The sequence below is a fragment of the Streptomyces sp. NBC_00210 genome, assembly GCF_045160975.1.
GTDB lineage: Bacteria > Actinomycetota > Actinomycetes > Streptomycetales > Streptomycetaceae > Streptomyces.
Genome location: NZ_CP108120.1, coordinates 7,976,333 through 7,989,831, shown reverse-complemented (window position 1 = coordinate 7,989,831; position 13,499 = coordinate 7,976,333). Strand labels below are relative to the sequence as shown.

Sequence of the window (13,499 nt, the reverse complement as noted above, 5' to 3'; positions counted from 1 at the left end):
AAGAGGTTCCGGTACGTCACGTTTCCGTGCGGTTCCACCGGGAACGTGCGTCATGTGCTTCGGACAGGAGGCACGACCCGTGGGAGCAGAGGCTCCGGGCGTGCGCTGATCCTGCCCGGCAGTGCCTCCACCGGATCCGGTGAGCGGGAAATCCTTCCCCGATTGAGAGACATTCTCTCAGGGAGCTGCGAGCACTATGCGAACCAACGCACATGCGAATCACGCGCACGACGACGCGCCGGACACCACGGACGCCTTCAGGAGGATGGCCGCACTGCCCGATGGTCCAGAGCGGCAGCGGCTGCGACAGGAAATCGTGTACGCCTGGCTGCCCATGTCGGAGCGGCTGGCCTGCCGCTTCCGCAACCGGGGTGAATCGCTGGAGGACCTGCGCCAGGTCGCCGCGCTCGGACTGGTCAAGGCTGTCGATCACTACGACCCGTCCCGCGGCCACGCCTTCGAGAGCTATGCCGTGCCGACGGTCGTCGGCGAGCTCAAGCGCCATTTCCGCGATCACATGTGGGCACTCCATGTGCCGCGCAGGGTGCAGGATCTGCGCAACCGCGTCCGTTCTGCCTGCCATGAGCTCAGCCAGGTCATCCCCGGCCGACCCCCCACCACCGCCGAAATCGCAGAGCACACCGGAATGACCGAGAACGAGGTACTCGTGGGTCTCGACGCACTCGAGAGCTTCACCGCGCTCTCCCTCGACGCCGAACTCCCCGGTTCCGAGGACGGATACGCGCTGAGTGACACCCTGGGCGAGCCCGACACGGACATCGACGTGCTCGTGGACCGCGAAGCGGTCAAACCGGAGATGCGCCGGCTGCCTGAACGCGAACAGCTCATCCTCTACATGCGCTTCTTCCGCGACATGACACAGAGCAACATCGCGGAGCATTTGGGCATCTCCCAGATGCATGTGTCCAGGCTGATCAGCCGCTCCTGCCGTCAACTGCGCGAGCAGGCCACGCTGGACGCTGCTTAGGCCCTGTCCGGTGACCGTTGCGATGGCCGGCCGGTCAGCGAACCGTGGCGCGCCCGGAGCGCTTGCTCTGCGCCCATCGGCGCACGGCGGAGAGCTGCGGGTACCGTTCGCGCTGTTCGCGTGCGTAGCGGTCCAGCTCCTCCATCAGGCGCCGGCTGCGATGATCCATGTCCAGCTCGGCCAGAATCCGGTCGATCTCCGCCAGCAGCGCGCCGCGGAGCTGCCAATCGCGCGGGTGTCGCTGAACTCCCTCGAGCAGCAGATGCGCCGCCTTCTCCCGGGCGGCAGCGGCCGCGGCGAGCTCCCCGGCCAGCCGGGCCTCCGCAGCGTCGGCACTCTCGCTCACCTGAGTGGTCACGAGGACGGCGAAGCTGACGAGGGCATCGGCGACATGGCCCAGTAGTTCCCTGATGGCAATCCCCTCCTCCGGCGGGAACAGGAGTTCCTCGCGCCGCTCCTTGGCCAGGTCGGTCATCGTGCGGGCCAGTACACGCAGAACCACCGCACAGATCTCGAGGGTGTCGAGCCCGGTGCGCAGCACCACGCGATGCAGCATTCCTTCCTTCACCCGCGGATTGAGCCGGAGGCTGTCCTCCGCTTGGCGCAGGGCCGCGTCGACGTCGGCGATGTCGTGGTCGAGACGACGGGCCTCGTGGAGCCGGGCGGCGGCTTGCTCGACGGGAGTGGGGCTGGTCAGTTCCTCCCCGATGTGCAGAAGCAGTTGGCGCATCCGCCGGGACAGATCCTCGATGGACTCACCGGCCGGTCCCACCCAGACGGGAGGCACGAGCAGAACGTTGAACAGGAGACCCACCACCGCGCCGATCAGCGTCTCCAGCACCCGGTCCCATGCGGTGTCCGCCACCCGGGTCACGCCGAGCACGAGCATCGCGCTGATCGCCACTTCCGGGACGAACTCACCGACCCGGACCAAGCGCCCCACCACCAAGGACGCCAGGATGATCAGGCCAAGGCTCCACCAGGTCAGGCCGACGAGCTCGCTGAAGCCAATGGCGATCACAACGCCGGCGACCACGGAGTTCACTCGGCGGATGCTGGTGGTGAGTGTGGAGTAGAGGGTGACCTGGACAACGAGGAGCGCGGTGAGGGGAGCGGTGAGCGGAGCGGGTTCGCTGCTCAGCCCCAGGGCTGCCACGTAGGCGAGAGTCGCCGCCGCCGTCGACCGCAAGGTCTGGGCGACGGCGGGCTCCCTGCCCCACCTGACGAGTTCGGCAACCGGCGCTCTTACTGGATTACGGAGATCACGCACCCCTTGATCCTTCCCGCGTTCCAGCGGGCCAGACGCGTGATCAGCGCTCCGACGCCCGCTGCCGCGGTCAACGTGTGCCGGGAGTGGCGCGTTTCTCGGCGTGCCCGCGCTTCACCCGTCCTCGGGCGACGTAGCGTTCCGCCGCGAGCACGGCTTCTCGCGCCGTGCGCTCACCCATCAACACACACAGGGTGTAGGCGGTGTCCTCGAAGCGCATGCGCGCATCACGGTCGTGGGGGGTGGCCAGAAAATGGTGCTCATGTGCCCGATAGCGGGCCATGAGGGTGGCGACGACAGCGAGGTCCGGCATCAACATCAGTGCCCTCCTTGAGTGAAAGCACCAGCGCGTCAAGCACCGAGCGGTCGGTCCGGGCCAGTGTCACCCGGAGCAGCCGCAACCGCCATTCGCGTGACTACTCGCAGCGATAACCACAGGTCAAAGCCGTAAGTGCGCTCCGGTTCCACCCTGCCTGGGGAGCTCCATCACCTGGGGAGCAACGGTCCCAGTGGTCCGAGGTCGATGTTGAGGTCTTCGGGCTCGAGTCCGAACTTCTCCCGCAGGAGCTCCATCCGGTCCTCCAGCAGCATCAGCGTGAGACCGATCCGCTCCTCCTGCGCCTCGGTCAGGCATCCCCCGTCCACGCGGCGCAGTGCCTGCCGCTCCATGAGCTGGCGCAGCAGCTCCACCACTGTCAGGACCAGCTTCGCCAGATCGCGTTCCACGGTGTCGGGATCCAGGTCGACCCTGCGCTTGGCGCTCATTCGGGCTCCTCCCAAGGCGATGCGATCTGCGCGTTCACCGAGCTGATCAGTGCGTTGAGGTCGATGCGTACGAGATCGACGTCGGCGATGCGCAGGGTGACCTCACCGGCGATCACAACACCGCCCGCGAGCAGTCGGTCGAGCAGGTCGACCAGCGCGACTTGGCGCTGGGCCAGCGGCGCCGGGGTCGTCATTGCTCACCCACCTCACCCGTGAAGGAGTACGGGGCCCACGGTCCGGTCAGTTCGACCCGTATGCCGGGCTCGTGCGGGCGCAGCTCGTTCAGGCTCGCGACAAAGGCCGCGCTCTCCTCGCGCGGTACGAGATAGGCGGCGTTGAGGACATTGTGGCCGGCGGCCCTGGAGAGCTGGGCCTGCTGCGGGCGGTGCAGCCTGCCTGCCTCCGCATGACGGGAAAGCTTCTCGTGCAGCCGCCGCGACACCACGTCGGCACGCTCCCAGGTTCCCTCTTCCGCGCGGCGTTCCTGAAGGCGCCTGCGCAGGTAGTCGCGGCCGGTCGTTGCGGGCGCGGGCGCGGGGGCCGGTTCTTGCGGTTCCGGCGTTTCCGGCGTTTCCGCATACACCTTGACGCCCCATTCGACGCGTCCGTCGAGCCTCTCCAGGGTGTCGACGAACCGGTCGTGGTCCGAGTCGAGCATCCGTCGCACGCCGTCTTCGTCCCGGCAGACCGTGGCGAGACGCAGCGGCAGCGGACAGGTCAGCGAGGCGAGCGCCGCGATCACGGCCTCGTGGGCGCGGGCGGTCCCGGTCAGCCAGTCGAGGTCCTCGAGATGGGCGCGCAGCGGGATCTCGTCGAAGTCGTCGGCGGGCACCGCGGACACGACGGCGACCAGGCCGCCGTGGTGCAGTGCGTACGGTTGCGTGGCCGCGACCCCGCGGAGATCTTCGGCCAGCGGCCCGTCGAAGGGGCGGGTCACGGCGTACACATAGCGCAGCTCGTTCATGCCGACTCCTTGCGGTCCTCCTTGGTTCGACTCTTAGGCCGATCCCTGGGGGGCCGGTCCCTTGTTCGAACGGCAGCTCGATCCGCAGTTCGAGAAGCCGATTCCAGTTCCGCGACGCGGTTGTGCAATCGCTCGTTCTCCTCGGCCAGCTCGCGGCGGCGGGCACCCGAGGAGAGCGCCGGGTCGTCCTCCCACCAGTCGATCCCCATTTCCTTGGCCTTGTCGACGGACGCGACGATCAGGCGGAGTTTGATCGTCAGAAGCTCGATGTCCAGGAGATTGATGCGGATGTCGCCGGCGATGACGATTCCCTTGTCGAGAACGCGCTCAAGGATGTCGGCGAGATTCGCACTGCTGGAACCAGCGTAAGGATCCGGCAGCCTGCTGGCGGTGGTCATCGGCGACCTCGGCTTCCGGACCCGGCGTACTCGGCCTCGTCTTCTTCCTGGTCTTCCTCCTCGGCCTCGTCCTCGTACGCGCCTTGGTCCTCGTCCTCGTCCTCGTATTCCTCTTCCGGTGCCTCTTCCAGTTCTTCCTCCCCTTCGTTGTCCTCGTACTCGTCCTGCTCGTCCTTCTCCTGGTCCTGGTCCTGCTCCTGCTCCTCCTCCTTGGCGTCTTCGTCGCTGCGCACCACCTCGCCGTCCTGGATCTCGCCGCGCCATCCGTCTTCTGCCTCACCGCGCATCGAGATGTGGCGGGCGAAGTGCTTGAGATCGAGCCGGGCGCGGCGACCCTGGGCACGCCAGATGTTGCCCGTCTTCTCGAAGAACCCCGTGGGGTAGTACTCCATGACCAGGAGGATGCGGGTCAGGTTGTCACCGAGTGGATGGAAGGTCACGACACCGTTCGCCGTTCCCTTGGCGCCCTCCGACGTCCACTGGATACGGGCGTCCGGTATCTGCTCCGTGATGTGGGCCTTCCAGCTACGGCTCGACCAGAGGATCTTCAACTGCCAGTCCGATGTGGTGTCGTCGGCGATGTTCACGTCCTTGACACCCTTGGTGAATGCGGAGAAGTCCTGGAAGAGCGTCCACTGGTCGTAGGCCTCGCGCACCGGGACTCCGACATCGATGGTCTCCAGGATGACGATCGGCTTCCCTCCTCCCTTGTCCTTCTTGCCCTTCTTGCCGAAGCCCTTGACAGCCTGGGTGAGACCACCCCCGATCTGCGATGTACCGAGTTCGATCGCGCTGCGGAGTGGCCCCTTGCCCTGGGCGACCTTGCGGCCGGCTTCCAGAGCCATTTTGGCGAGGCCGGGGCTGTTACCCTCCGCGATGTCGTTGAGCTTGGCGGTGCTGCGGCCGAGTGTGCGCCCTGCCGCCATCATCGCCTGCTGTACCTGCGCGACCAGATACTCCTGCAGTTCCTCTTTCAACCTCTGAGCAGCGGGGTTGTCCGCGCTGAACAGGCTCGCTTTCTCAGCCATCGCTGCGGCCTCCCTTCGAGGCAGCCTTCTTGGCGACGGCCTTCCTCGGGGTGCGCCGAGCTGTCCCGGTTGTCTTCTTCGCGGGGGCCTTGCGTCCCGACGTCGTCTTCTTCTGCCGCTCGGGCCGCTCCTGCCGCGCCGCCTTCTCCTTCGTTTCGTCCTCGTCCTCGTTCTCGTCCTCGTTCTCGTCCTCGTCCTCGTTCTCGTTCTCGATCTCGTCCTCGTCCTCGGTCTCGCCGTCCGTCTCGTCCTCGTCATCCGCATGGGGGACGACCCCATCGATACGGTCCTGGACGCCCAGTGTCCGCTCGTGCAAGCGGTCCGCGATTCCTTCGAGCTGCCGATTGACCAGCGCCCCGGTGGCCGCCTTGCCCACGCCACGCAGGTCCTCGCGCAGCTGGTCGCCGAGCGCCTTGAACTGCGGATTGTTCTGCAGTTGTTGACCGACGAGGCCACCGAGCGCCTTCGGGTTCAACGGCAATTGTTTGCCGGCCACCAGCGTGCCGACGGCGAAGGCCAGCTTCGCCTTTTTGGTGCGCCCGAGTAGATACCCGGCGCCCATCGCGAGCCCCAATACAGTGCTGTTGTTCATGGTTGCCGCCTTCTGTTCTGCATGGTCTGCAGCCGCTCCAGGAGTTCGTCCTCGCGGCGGTCGAATTCGGCCTCGTCGATCTCGCCCGCATCAAGCCGCTCTGCAAGACGGGCAAGTTCGCCCTGAATGGCTGCCGGGTCGTAGTACTGCCGTTCCGCCTCGTCCACAACCTGTTGCAGCACCCACATGGTGCCGCGTACGGGTGCGGCGGGCAGGAGCAACAACTCTCCGATGAGTCCCATCTGTCTCACTCCACGAAGCTGTAGGGAGGAAGGGGCCCGGTCACGGTCAGTACCAAGTGCGGCTGCTGCTTGCGCAGTTCGTCGACCGCGTTCAGGAAGTCGGCGCCGCGTTCGCGGACTACGAGGAAGGAGAGGTTTGCCAGCCATCCGGTGCTCTGCGGGCCGGCGCTCACTTCCTCTGCCGCTTCTTCGAGCCGCGCTCGGACCAGATCGGCGTCCGCGGCCTCGCGCAGTTGCACGGCGGTCGCGATGCGCTCGCCGAGCTGGATCTTCTGCTCATGCGAACCGCCGCCGGCGGTCCGGCCGGCCTCGGCCATCGCGCGCAGTCGGGGGTCGTCCGCAAGAACGCGGTGAAGGACGGCCTCCTCGTCGTGGTTGGCCTTGACGTTGTACTCGGCCCTGCCGTCGAGTGCGAGCAACCGCTCCAGGTAGTGATCCTCACGTTCCGCGAGCACGGATGCCAGCGTCTCGTCGTCGGGCGAAATGCCCCCGAAGCGCAGAGGCAGTACGGTGCCCTCCTCGCCCGCCTCGCGCAGCACGTTCTGGTGCGCCAGCAGATCACGCCGCTTGGGCCTGAGGTCTTCGGGCGCATCGCTGACGAGAGCCGCCAGCCGGCCCTGCTTCAGGATGCGTACGGGCCGCGGAGGGTCACCCACGCCCTTCGCCTCCTCCGGAAGGCTCGGGTGCGAGCTCCTCGCGATGCCATAGACGTAAGTGCTCATTCGTCCGTCGCCTCTTTCCTGCTGTGCGACGTCGTGCGCCGGGCCCGCGGCCTGGGTTCCTTCTCCTTCTCCTTCTCCTGCTCCTCATCACGGCCACGCTTGAAGGAGTCCGAGATCTTCTCCGCGGCACCCTCCAGGGCACCCTTGGACTTGCCGCGCGCTCCGGACTCCGTAATCTCCCCGACGAGGTCGGGCAGCCCCGGGTCCTTGCGCGGCCCGGCTTCCAGGTCGAGTCGATTACAGGCTTCCGCGAAGCGCAGATACGTGTCGACGCTGGCAACCACGATCCTCACATCGATCTTCAGGATCTCGATGCCCACCAGGGAGACCCGAATGAACACGTCAATGACGAGTCCTCGGTCGAGTATGAGTTCCAGTACGTCGTAGAGGCTGCTGCTACTGCTGCCGCCGCCTCCACGCCCGGTTTGCTGTTGTGCCGGCACTACGGTCATTGGCACCAGCCCTCCTGTTCGGTTCGTTGCGCGGGGCCTGTTACCTGGGGTCGGCCCTGCCGCGCTCGTATCGGCGAATGCGCCGGTAGCCGATCAGCTCCCCCTGGGCGTCGAGGGCCACCTCGTACGTCGCAAGGAGGCTTGTCGTCGGGGGGATGCGCGGCAGTTCAAGCACCTCGACCTCCAGCGACCAGCCGTCCTCCGTCTCGACGAACGACGAGACCGTTTCGACCTCCATGCCGATGAGCTCTGCCAGCTGCTCGCGCGCCTGGCGCAAAACCGCCATCGGCCCCGGCTTCGGCTTCGGCTTCGCCGCCGCACTCCGGTTCCTGTTCGTGTTCTCTGATGAATTCGCCATGGCTCCTCATTTCTGCGAGTTGCACGAATGGGCCACCTGAAACGTCCATCTGCCGGATTGCCCACGCCTTGCCGCTGTGGACATGTCCGGAGGTTTACCGAGGCGTGAGGGGGGACCCGGGAAGAGTTCCCAGGAAAGGACAGGGCCATGGCTGTCATCGCCGTGCTCATTCCGATCGCGATGCTGGGCATCGTCCTCGCGCTCGGCCGCTACGAAGAGCTGCTCCTCCCGCAGAAGGAGACGAGCGTCGACAACGCAACCGATCGCCTCAGGCAACCGTTCGGCATGCCGTCGCTCCCGGCGGGGGTCACAGTGGAGGAAGCGGCCATCGCCCCGGACGCGTGTAGCGCATCACCCCCGATTCCGCGGTAGCCGTCACCGTCATCGTGCGAAGGAGACGAGATGCACCCGGTGGAGGCGCTCGACAGGGTCGCGTTTCTGCTGGAGCGCTCCCTCGCGGAGACCTACCGGGTCAAGGCCTTTCGCACCGCCTCCGCCGTCCTTGCGCAGATGTCCGACGACGAGATCCGCCGGCGCACGGAGGAAGGGACACTGCAGGCGGTCAAGGGCATCGGCCCGAAGACCGCGGCTGTCGTACGGGAGACGCTGGCCGGAGGCGTACCGCGCTACCTTCAGCGACTGGAGGAGGAGGCGTCCGAGCCGCTTGCCGAGGGCGGGGCACGGCTGCGTTCCCTGCTGCGCGGCGACTGCCATCTGCATTCGGACTGGTCGGACGGCGGCAGCCCCATTGAGGCGATGGGCCGGACGGCGATCGCCCTGGGCCACGAGTGGGCCGTGCTCACCGATCACTCCCCCCGGCTGACGGTCGCGAGCGGGCTGTCCGCGGAGCGGCTGCGCGAGCAGCTGGAGGTGGTGGCCGAGCTGAACAAGCAGTGGGCGCCCTTCAGACTGCTGACCGGCATCGAGTGCGACATCCTGTCGGACGGCTCGCTCGACCAGCAGCCGGAGCTGCTGGACCAGCTGGATCTCGTGGTCGTCTCCGTCCACTCTGAGCTGCGCATGGCGTCGGCGGCGATGACACGTCGCATGGTCAAGGCGGTTCAGAACCCCTTGGCCGATGTGCTGGGCCACTGCACAGGCCGGCTGATCCTGGACAAGAAACGGCCCGAGTCGCAGTTCGACGCGGAGGAGGTCTTCGGGGCGTGCGCCGCCCACGGCACTGCCGTGGAGATCAACAGCAGACCCGAGCGACGGGATCCCCCCAAGCGCCTGCTACGCCAAGCGGTGGCCGCCGGAACCAGCTTCGCCATCGACACGGACGCCCACGCCCCGGGCCAGCTCGACTGGCAGATCATCGGCTGCGCCCGGGCCGAGGAGTGCGAGGTGCCCGCGGAACGAGTGATCAACACCTGGAGGGCGGAGGACCTGCTCGACTGGACGGAATCCCGCGTGCGCCCGGCGGTCTCCTGACCGGAAGCCGTTCGACGACTTGCTTCAACTCCTGGTTTCGGCTCGCCGTTTCGACTGCCTGTATGGAGCCCGGCGCGTCAAGTGCCAGGGTAGGCGCACTGTATGACGGGAAGGACAACGGCGGTCCGCGCGAGCCACACAGCAGCTTGCCGAAGTCTGAGCCCGCCCCCAGACCCCGAGATGTTGTTCTCGGTGAGTACGTCGCCCCTTCACACTGGCGACATCACCCCTTCCCTTCCTCTCGTTCCTCTTGGACACTCCGCTCACTCCTGTTTCCTCACTCCAAGAGGTGCCCACACACATGCCTGAACTCAATCGGCGCCGCTTCCTCCAGATCGCCGGCGCGACCGCCGGCTTCTCGGCCCTGTCGAGCAGCATCGACCGGGCCGCAGCCATCCCCGCCAGTCGCCGCTCCGGCACCATCAAGGACGTCGAGCACATCGTCGTGCTGATGCAGGAGAACCGTTCCTTCGACCACTACTTCGGCGCCCTCAAGGGCGTACGCGGCTTCGGCGACCCGCGCCCGGTGTCGACCGGACCCGGCAAGTCCGTCTGGTACCAGTCGGACGGCTCCAAGGACGTGCTGCCGTACCACCCGGACGCCAAGGACCTCGGGATGCAGTTCATCGCGGGGCTCAACCACGACTGGCAGGGCGGCCACAAGGCCTGGAACAACGGCAAGTACGACCAGTGGATACCGGCCAAGTCCCCGGGCACGATGGCGTATCTGACGCGCGAGGACATCCCGTTCCACTACGCCCTCGCGGACGCGTTCACCGTGTGCGACGCGTATCACTGCTCCTTCATCGGGGCCACCGACCCCAACCGCTACTACATGTGGACGGGCCACACCGGCAACGACGGCAAGGGCGGCGGGCCCGTCCTCGGCAACGACGAGGCCGGATACGACTGGACGACGTACCCCGAGCGGCTGCAGCAGGCCGGAATCTCCTGGAAGATCTACCAGGACATCGGCGACGGCCTGGACGCGGCCGGCTCCTGGGGCTGGATCGAGGACGCCTACCGCGGCAACTACGGCGACAACTCCCTGCTGTACTTCAACAAGTACCGGGGTGCCAAGCCCGGCGACCCGCTCTACGACAAGGCTCGCACCGGTACGAACGCCAAGGCAGGCGATGGATACTTCGACATCCTCAAGGCGGATGTGAAGGCCGGCAAGCTCCCTCAGATCTCCTGGATCGCCGCCCCCGAGGCGTTCTCCGAGCACCCCAACTGGCCCGCGAACTTCGGCGCCTGGTACGTCGCGCAGGTGCTGGACGCGCTCACCTCCAACCCCGAGGTGTGGAGCAAGACCGCCCTGTTCATCACGTACGACGAGAACGACGGGTACTTCGACCACGTGCCGCCGCCCTATCCGCCGGCCTCCGCCGCACAGGGCCTGTCGACCGTGGACACCGCGCTGGACAGCTTCAAGGGCAACGCCAACTACGCCGCCGGTCCGTACGGGCTCGGCCAGCGCGTGCCCATGCTCGTCGTCTCCCCCTGGAGCACCGGCGGATTCGTCTGCTCCGAGGTCTTCGACCACACCTCGGTCGTCCGGTTCATGGAGAGCCGCTTCGGCGTGAGCGAGCCGAACATCTCGCCGTGGCGGCGCGCCATCTGCGGCGATCTGACTTCGGCCTTCGACTTCGGGCTCAAGAACACCGAGCCCGCCCAGCTGCCGGACACCGACGCGTATGAGCCGACGGACAACAAGCGGCACCCCGACTATGTGCCGAAGCCGCCCGCCAAACCCGTGCTGCCCAAGCAGGAGCGCGGCTCCAGGCCGGCCCGCCCGCTGCGGTACGCACCGCTGGTGGACGGGGCAGCGACGCCGTCGACCGGGCGCTTCAAGCTGACCTTCAGCGGGGGTGCGGCGGCAGGTGCGCACTTCCTGGTCACGTCCGCGAATCGTGCGGACGGACCGTGGACGTACACCGCCGAAGCCGGCAAGCAGCTCTCCGACACCTGGAACACGGCCTATTCGCAGGGCGTGTACGACCTGTCGGTGCACGGCCCGAACGGCTTCCTGCGCACCTTCAAGGGGCCCGGTACCACCGCGGGCCCGGAGGTGACGGCCCGCCATGTCGCCGCCACCGGCGGCGTCGAGCTGACCATGACGAACGCAGGCAGCACGACCTGCCACCTCACCCTCACGAATGCGTACTGCGGGCTGAAGGAGACGTTCACGGTGCGCCCGGGCGGGCGCGTCGTGTACACGGTGGATCTGCGTGCCGGCAAGCGCTGGTACGACCTGACCGTGGTGTCCGACTCCAACGCGACGTTCCTGCGCCGCTTTGCCGGGCATGTCGAGAACGGCCTGCCGGGCGTGAGCGACCCGGCGATCATCACCGTCTGACCGGGCCACAATCGGGCCACACTGTGGAGGCGCCGCCCGCTCGACCGCGGGCGGCGCCTTCCCTCGAATGGCCCGCGAGTCCGCCAATCGCCGGACACCTCTCGATCAATTCGCCACTCAATACCCGCTCCAGCAGGAATTCCATGCTTCTGTCGGATTACTGGCCGATATCCGATGTGGCAGGAGTCCTCTGTGCGCAGCTTCACCCTCACGGCTGTTCTGGTCGCCGCGGTCGCCACGAGCGGTGCCGTCTGGGCAGGTGACCTGCCCTCCCCCCGCCTCTTTGACACGGAAAAGGACAAGGGCACGAATGTCCTCGTGGTGGGAATCGACCGCCGCGCCGGTATGTCCGCCGAGGAGATCAAGCGCCTGCACGTCGGCGGCAAGGGCTGCGACTGCACGGACGTGATGATGGTCGTGCATTTCGCCGGGAACGGTGAGCGGATGAGCGTGGTCTCCATTCCACGCGACTCCTATGTGGAGTTCGCCGATCACGCTCATCCACAGCACTCCGGGAAAATCAATGCCGCCTTTGCGCACGGTGGCTCAGATCTCGCCGTACGGACCGTTCAGCAGGCGACCGGCCTGAAAATCGATCACTATCTGGAGGCGGACTTCACCGGCTTCGTCAACACCGTGGACAGCTTCGGCGGGGCGAAGGTGTGCACGGACAAACCCATGCAGGACATCAATTCGGGGCTGGCGCTGCAGCCCGGAACGCACACACTCGACGGGCGGCGCGCCCTGCGTTACGTCCGGACGCGGCATGTCTCACCGCCCGGGGATCTGGGACGCGTCCGCCGTCAGCAGCGCCTCCTCGTCGAGATGCTCTCCCGGCTGCGGGCCGAAGGGGCCTTCGCCAACCCCGTCGCGGCGATGGAAACGGCCACGAAGCTGCGCAAGTCCGTACGCGCCGACGCCAACACCAGCCTCACGGACCTGGTGCATCTGGGCGCCCTGCTGCGTGGGCTGAAGGCGGATCAGACGGAGTTCGCGACCGTGCCCATCTCGAACTTCGACTACCGCGTGCCGGAGTGGGGCTCTTCCCTGCTGTGGGACGAGGAGCGCTCCGCCGCACTGTGGGCCGCCCTGCGCGAGGACCGTACGATCGTCGGCGACTCCCGGATCCGGCCGAGCAATGACGTACCGGTCGAGTTCCCACCGTCCTCGATCCGCCTACGGGCCACGGACGCGGCCGTCGCTGCCGCGCTGCGAGCCAATGGCTTCGTGGTCGAGGACACTGGGGCGCAGATCGACGAGCCGCGTCCCGAGGGTCCGACCGTCATCACGTACGACCCGTTCTGGGACCGGTATGCGGCCACGCTCCAAGCCGCGATCCCTGGTTCCGAACTGCGCCCCGTCGACGGCCACGGCGACATCTTCGACGTGCAGGTCGGGTCCAGGGCCAACACGGTCGTCAAGGTCGTCCACGACCGGAGCAGCGTGGAGGGGGCGCCCGTCCAGGGAGACCGGCTGCGGTGCCTGCCCCCTGCGAACGCGCCCCAGGAATGAGCCGGGCGGCGGGAGCCCGCCGCCCAACGGGCCTCAGTCCAGCTGGAGAACGGCGAGTGTGTTGCCGGACGGGTCGGTGAACCAGGCGATGGGCGGGCCCTCAGCACGCATGACGCCCTTCTCGTCCTGGTCGAACCCGGCGTACCGCTCGAAGGTCACACCGCGCTCGGTGAGCTCGTCTACGGCCTGATCGATGTCGGGGACCGGAAAGTTCAGCAGGGTGAAGTTCGCGGCGACATGGTTGGGCTTGGGGTAGACGAGGATCTCGGCACCGCCCCCGAGGTGGAGGGTCAGCATCCCGCCCATGCCGGTCTCCTCCGTGACCCGCAGGCCGAGCGTCTGGCCGTAGAACTCCTTCGCCTGCTGGAGATCGTTGACCGCGAAGCTGCTGAATGCCTTGCTGCTGGTGAGCATGATCGCC

At 67.1% G+C, this 13,499-nt stretch carries 18 protein-coding genes; 5 read left to right on the top strand and 13 right to left on the bottom strand.

Annotated elements, in window-relative coordinates:
- Nucleotides 1-196: 196 nt before the first annotated feature.
- A complete protein-coding gene (locus tag OG729_RS35990; protein WP_405810178.1) occupies nt 197-988 on the top strand; it encodes a SigB/SigF/SigG family RNA polymerase sigma factor in 792 nt (263 codons plus the stop codon).
- Between the two features lie 34 nt (nt 989-1,022).
- On the opposite strand, the gene OG729_RS35985 is transcribed toward OG729_RS35990, so the two are convergent.
- From OG729_RS35985 to OG729_RS35930, 12 genes are all read right to left on the bottom strand, one after another.
- Complete coding sequence (locus OG729_RS35985) at nt 1,023-2,258, bottom strand: FUSC family protein (protein ID WP_405810177.1); 1,236 nt, start codon at nt 2,256-2,258, stop codon at nt 1,023-1,025.
- Between the two features lie 67 nt (nt 2,259-2,325).
- Nucleotides 2,326-2,574 carry a DUF5133 domain-containing protein gene (locus OG729_RS35980; RefSeq protein ID WP_405810176.1) on the bottom strand — a complete coding sequence of 83 codons (249 nt, stop codon included), beginning with the start codon at nt 2,572-2,574 and terminating at the stop codon, nt 2,326-2,328.
- A gap of 167 nt (nt 2,575-2,741) precedes the next feature.
- On the bottom strand, nt 2,742-3,020 hold the full coding sequence (locus OG729_RS35975; RefSeq protein WP_360868304.1) for a gas vesicle protein K: 279 nt from the start codon (nt 3,018-3,020) through the stop codon (nt 2,742-2,744).
- Nucleotides 3,017-3,214 (bottom strand): gas vesicle protein, encoded by a 198-nt coding sequence (locus OG729_RS35970; RefSeq protein ID WP_360868301.1) that lies wholly within the window; start codon nt 3,212-3,214, stop codon nt 3,017-3,019. Before OG729_RS35970 ends, OG729_RS35975 begins: the two co-directional genes overlap by 4 nt.
- Nucleotides 3,211-3,984, bottom strand: a complete 774-nt coding sequence (locus OG729_RS35965) for a GvpL/GvpF family gas vesicle protein (protein ID WP_405810174.1) — start codon at nt 3,982-3,984, stop codon at nt 3,211-3,213. The genes OG729_RS35970 and OG729_RS35965 overlap by 4 nt, the downstream gene beginning before the upstream one ends.
- Nucleotides 3,981-4,382: a gas vesicle protein gene (locus tag OG729_RS35960; RefSeq protein ID WP_360868297.1), complete on the bottom strand. Its 402-nt coding sequence runs from the start codon at nt 4,380-4,382 to the stop codon at nt 3,981-3,983. The genes OG729_RS35965 and OG729_RS35960 overlap by 4 nt, the downstream gene beginning before the upstream one ends.
- Entirely contained in the window at nt 4,379-5,410 is a 1,032-nt protein-coding gene (locus OG729_RS35955; RefSeq protein WP_405810173.1) for an SRPBCC family protein, read from the bottom strand. The genes OG729_RS35960 and OG729_RS35955 overlap by 4 nt, the downstream gene beginning before the upstream one ends.
- Nucleotides 5,403-6,002: a DNA primase gene (locus tag OG729_RS35950; protein WP_405810171.1), complete on the bottom strand. Its 600-nt coding sequence runs from the start codon at nt 6,000-6,002 to the stop codon at nt 5,403-5,405. Before OG729_RS35950 ends, OG729_RS35955 begins: the two co-directional genes overlap by 8 nt.
- Nucleotides 5,999-6,244 (bottom strand): gas vesicle protein GvpG, encoded by a 246-nt coding sequence (locus OG729_RS35945; protein WP_405810170.1) that lies wholly within the window; start codon nt 6,242-6,244, stop codon nt 5,999-6,001. The genes OG729_RS35950 and OG729_RS35945 overlap by 4 nt, the downstream gene beginning before the upstream one ends.
- A 5-nt stretch (nt 6,245-6,249) precedes the next feature.
- Nucleotides 6,250-6,966 carry a GvpL/GvpF family gas vesicle protein gene (locus OG729_RS35940; protein ID WP_405810168.1) on the bottom strand — a complete coding sequence of 239 codons (717 nt, stop codon included), beginning with the start codon at nt 6,964-6,966 and terminating at the stop codon, nt 6,250-6,252.
- Nucleotides 6,963-7,418, bottom strand: coding sequence for a gas vesicle structural protein GvpA (locus OG729_RS35935; RefSeq protein WP_405810166.1), 456 nt, complete (start codon nt 7,416-7,418; stop codon nt 6,963-6,965). The genes OG729_RS35940 and OG729_RS35935 overlap by 4 nt, the downstream gene beginning before the upstream one ends.
- Nucleotides 7,419-7,458: 40 nt before the next feature.
- Nucleotides 7,459-7,776 (bottom strand): gas vesicle protein, encoded by a 318-nt coding sequence (locus tag OG729_RS35930; protein WP_405810165.1) that lies wholly within the window; start codon nt 7,774-7,776, stop codon nt 7,459-7,461.
- Nucleotides 7,777-7,923: 147 nt separating this feature from the next.
- Between OG729_RS35930 and OG729_RS35925 the strand changes: the two genes are divergently transcribed.
- The 4 genes from OG729_RS35925 to OG729_RS35910 all read left to right on the top strand — a co-directional run bounded on the left by OG729_RS35925 (nt 7,924) and on the right by OG729_RS35910 (nt 13,078).
- Nucleotides 7,924-8,148 carry a hypothetical protein gene (locus OG729_RS35925; protein WP_405810164.1) on the top strand — a complete coding sequence of 75 codons (225 nt, stop codon included), beginning with the start codon at nt 7,924-7,926 and terminating at the stop codon, nt 8,146-8,148.
- 30 nt (nt 8,149-8,178) lie between these two features.
- The gene (locus tag OG729_RS35920; RefSeq protein WP_405810163.1) at nt 8,179-9,207 is read left to right on the top strand and encodes a PHP domain-containing protein; all 1,029 of its coding nucleotides are present in this window, start codon (nt 8,179-8,181) and stop codon (nt 9,205-9,207) included.
- A 301-nt stretch (nt 9,208-9,508) separates the two neighbouring features.
- The gene (locus OG729_RS35915) at nt 9,509-11,566 is read left to right on the top strand and encodes a phosphocholine-specific phospholipase C (protein ID WP_360868266.1); all 2,058 of its coding nucleotides are present in this window, start codon (nt 9,509-9,511) and stop codon (nt 11,564-11,566) included.
- 192 nt (nt 11,567-11,758) lie between these two features.
- Nucleotides 11,759-13,078, top strand: coding sequence for an LCP family protein (locus OG729_RS35910; RefSeq protein WP_405810161.1), 1,320 nt, complete (start codon nt 11,759-11,761; stop codon nt 13,076-13,078).
- A 33-nt stretch (nt 13,079-13,111) separates the two neighbouring features.
- Here OG729_RS35910 and OG729_RS35905 read toward each other — a convergent pair whose 3' ends face one another.
- The gene (locus OG729_RS35905) at nt 13,112-13,492 is read right to left on the bottom strand and encodes a VOC family protein (RefSeq protein ID WP_360868261.1); all 381 of its coding nucleotides are present in this window, start codon (nt 13,490-13,492) and stop codon (nt 13,112-13,114) included.
- Nucleotides 13,493-13,499 lie beyond the last annotated feature (7 nt).

Excerpts from the sequence above, each read along its gene's own strand:
- OG729_RS35905 (WP_360868261.1), bottom strand. The coding sequence starts at position 13,492 with ATGCTCACCAGCAGCAAGGCATTCAGCAGCTTCGCGGTCAACGATCTC.
- OG729_RS35950 (WP_405810171.1), bottom strand. The coding sequence starts at position 6,002 with ATGAACAACAGCACTGTATTGGGGCTCGCGATGGGCGCCGGGTATCTA.
- OG729_RS35980 (WP_405810176.1), bottom strand. The coding sequence starts at position 2,574 with ATGTTGATGCCGGACCTCGCTGTCGTCGCCACCCTCATGGCCCGCTAT.
- OG729_RS35915 (WP_360868266.1), top strand. The coding sequence starts at position 9,509 with ATGCCTGAACTCAATCGGCGCCGCTTCCTCCAGATCGCCGGCGCGACC.
- OG729_RS35990 (WP_405810178.1), top strand. The coding sequence starts at position 197 with ATGCGAACCAACGCACATGCGAATCACGCGCACGACGACGCGCCGGAC.
- OG729_RS35925 (WP_405810164.1), top strand. The coding sequence starts at position 7,924 with ATGGCTGTCATCGCCGTGCTCATTCCGATCGCGATGCTGGGCATCGTC.
- OG729_RS35940 (WP_405810168.1), bottom strand. The coding sequence starts at position 6,966 with ATGAGCACTTACGTCTATGGCATCGCGAGGAGCTCGCACCCGAGCCTT.
- OG729_RS35955 (WP_405810173.1), bottom strand. The coding sequence starts at position 5,410 with ATGGCTGAGAAAGCGAGCCTGTTCAGCGCGGACAACCCCGCTGCTCAG.
- OG729_RS35975 (WP_360868304.1), bottom strand. The coding sequence starts at position 3,020 with ATGAGCGCCAAGCGCAGGGTCGACCTGGATCCCGACACCGTGGAACGC.
- OG729_RS35945 (WP_405810170.1), bottom strand. The coding sequence starts at position 6,244 with ATGGGACTCATCGGAGAGTTGTTGCTCCTGCCCGCCGCACCCGTACGC.
- OG729_RS35930 (WP_405810165.1), bottom strand. The coding sequence starts at position 7,776 with ATGGCGAATTCATCAGAGAACACGAACAGGAACCGGAGTGCGGCGGCG.
- OG729_RS35970 (WP_360868301.1), bottom strand. The coding sequence starts at position 3,214 with ATGACGACCCCGGCGCCGCTGGCCCAGCGCCAAGTCGCGCTGGTCGAC.
- OG729_RS35965 (WP_405810174.1), bottom strand. The coding sequence starts at position 3,984 with ATGAACGAGCTGCGCTATGTGTACGCCGTGACCCGCCCCTTCGACGGG.
- OG729_RS35935 (WP_405810166.1), bottom strand. The coding sequence starts at position 7,418 with ATGACCGTAGTGCCGGCACAACAGCAAACCGGGCGTGGAGGCGGCGGC.
- OG729_RS35920 (WP_405810163.1), top strand. The coding sequence starts at position 8,179 with ATGCACCCGGTGGAGGCGCTCGACAGGGTCGCGTTTCTGCTGGAGCGC.
- OG729_RS35960 (WP_360868297.1), bottom strand. The coding sequence starts at position 4,382 with ATGACCACCGCCAGCAGGCTGCCGGATCCTTACGCTGGTTCCAGCAGT.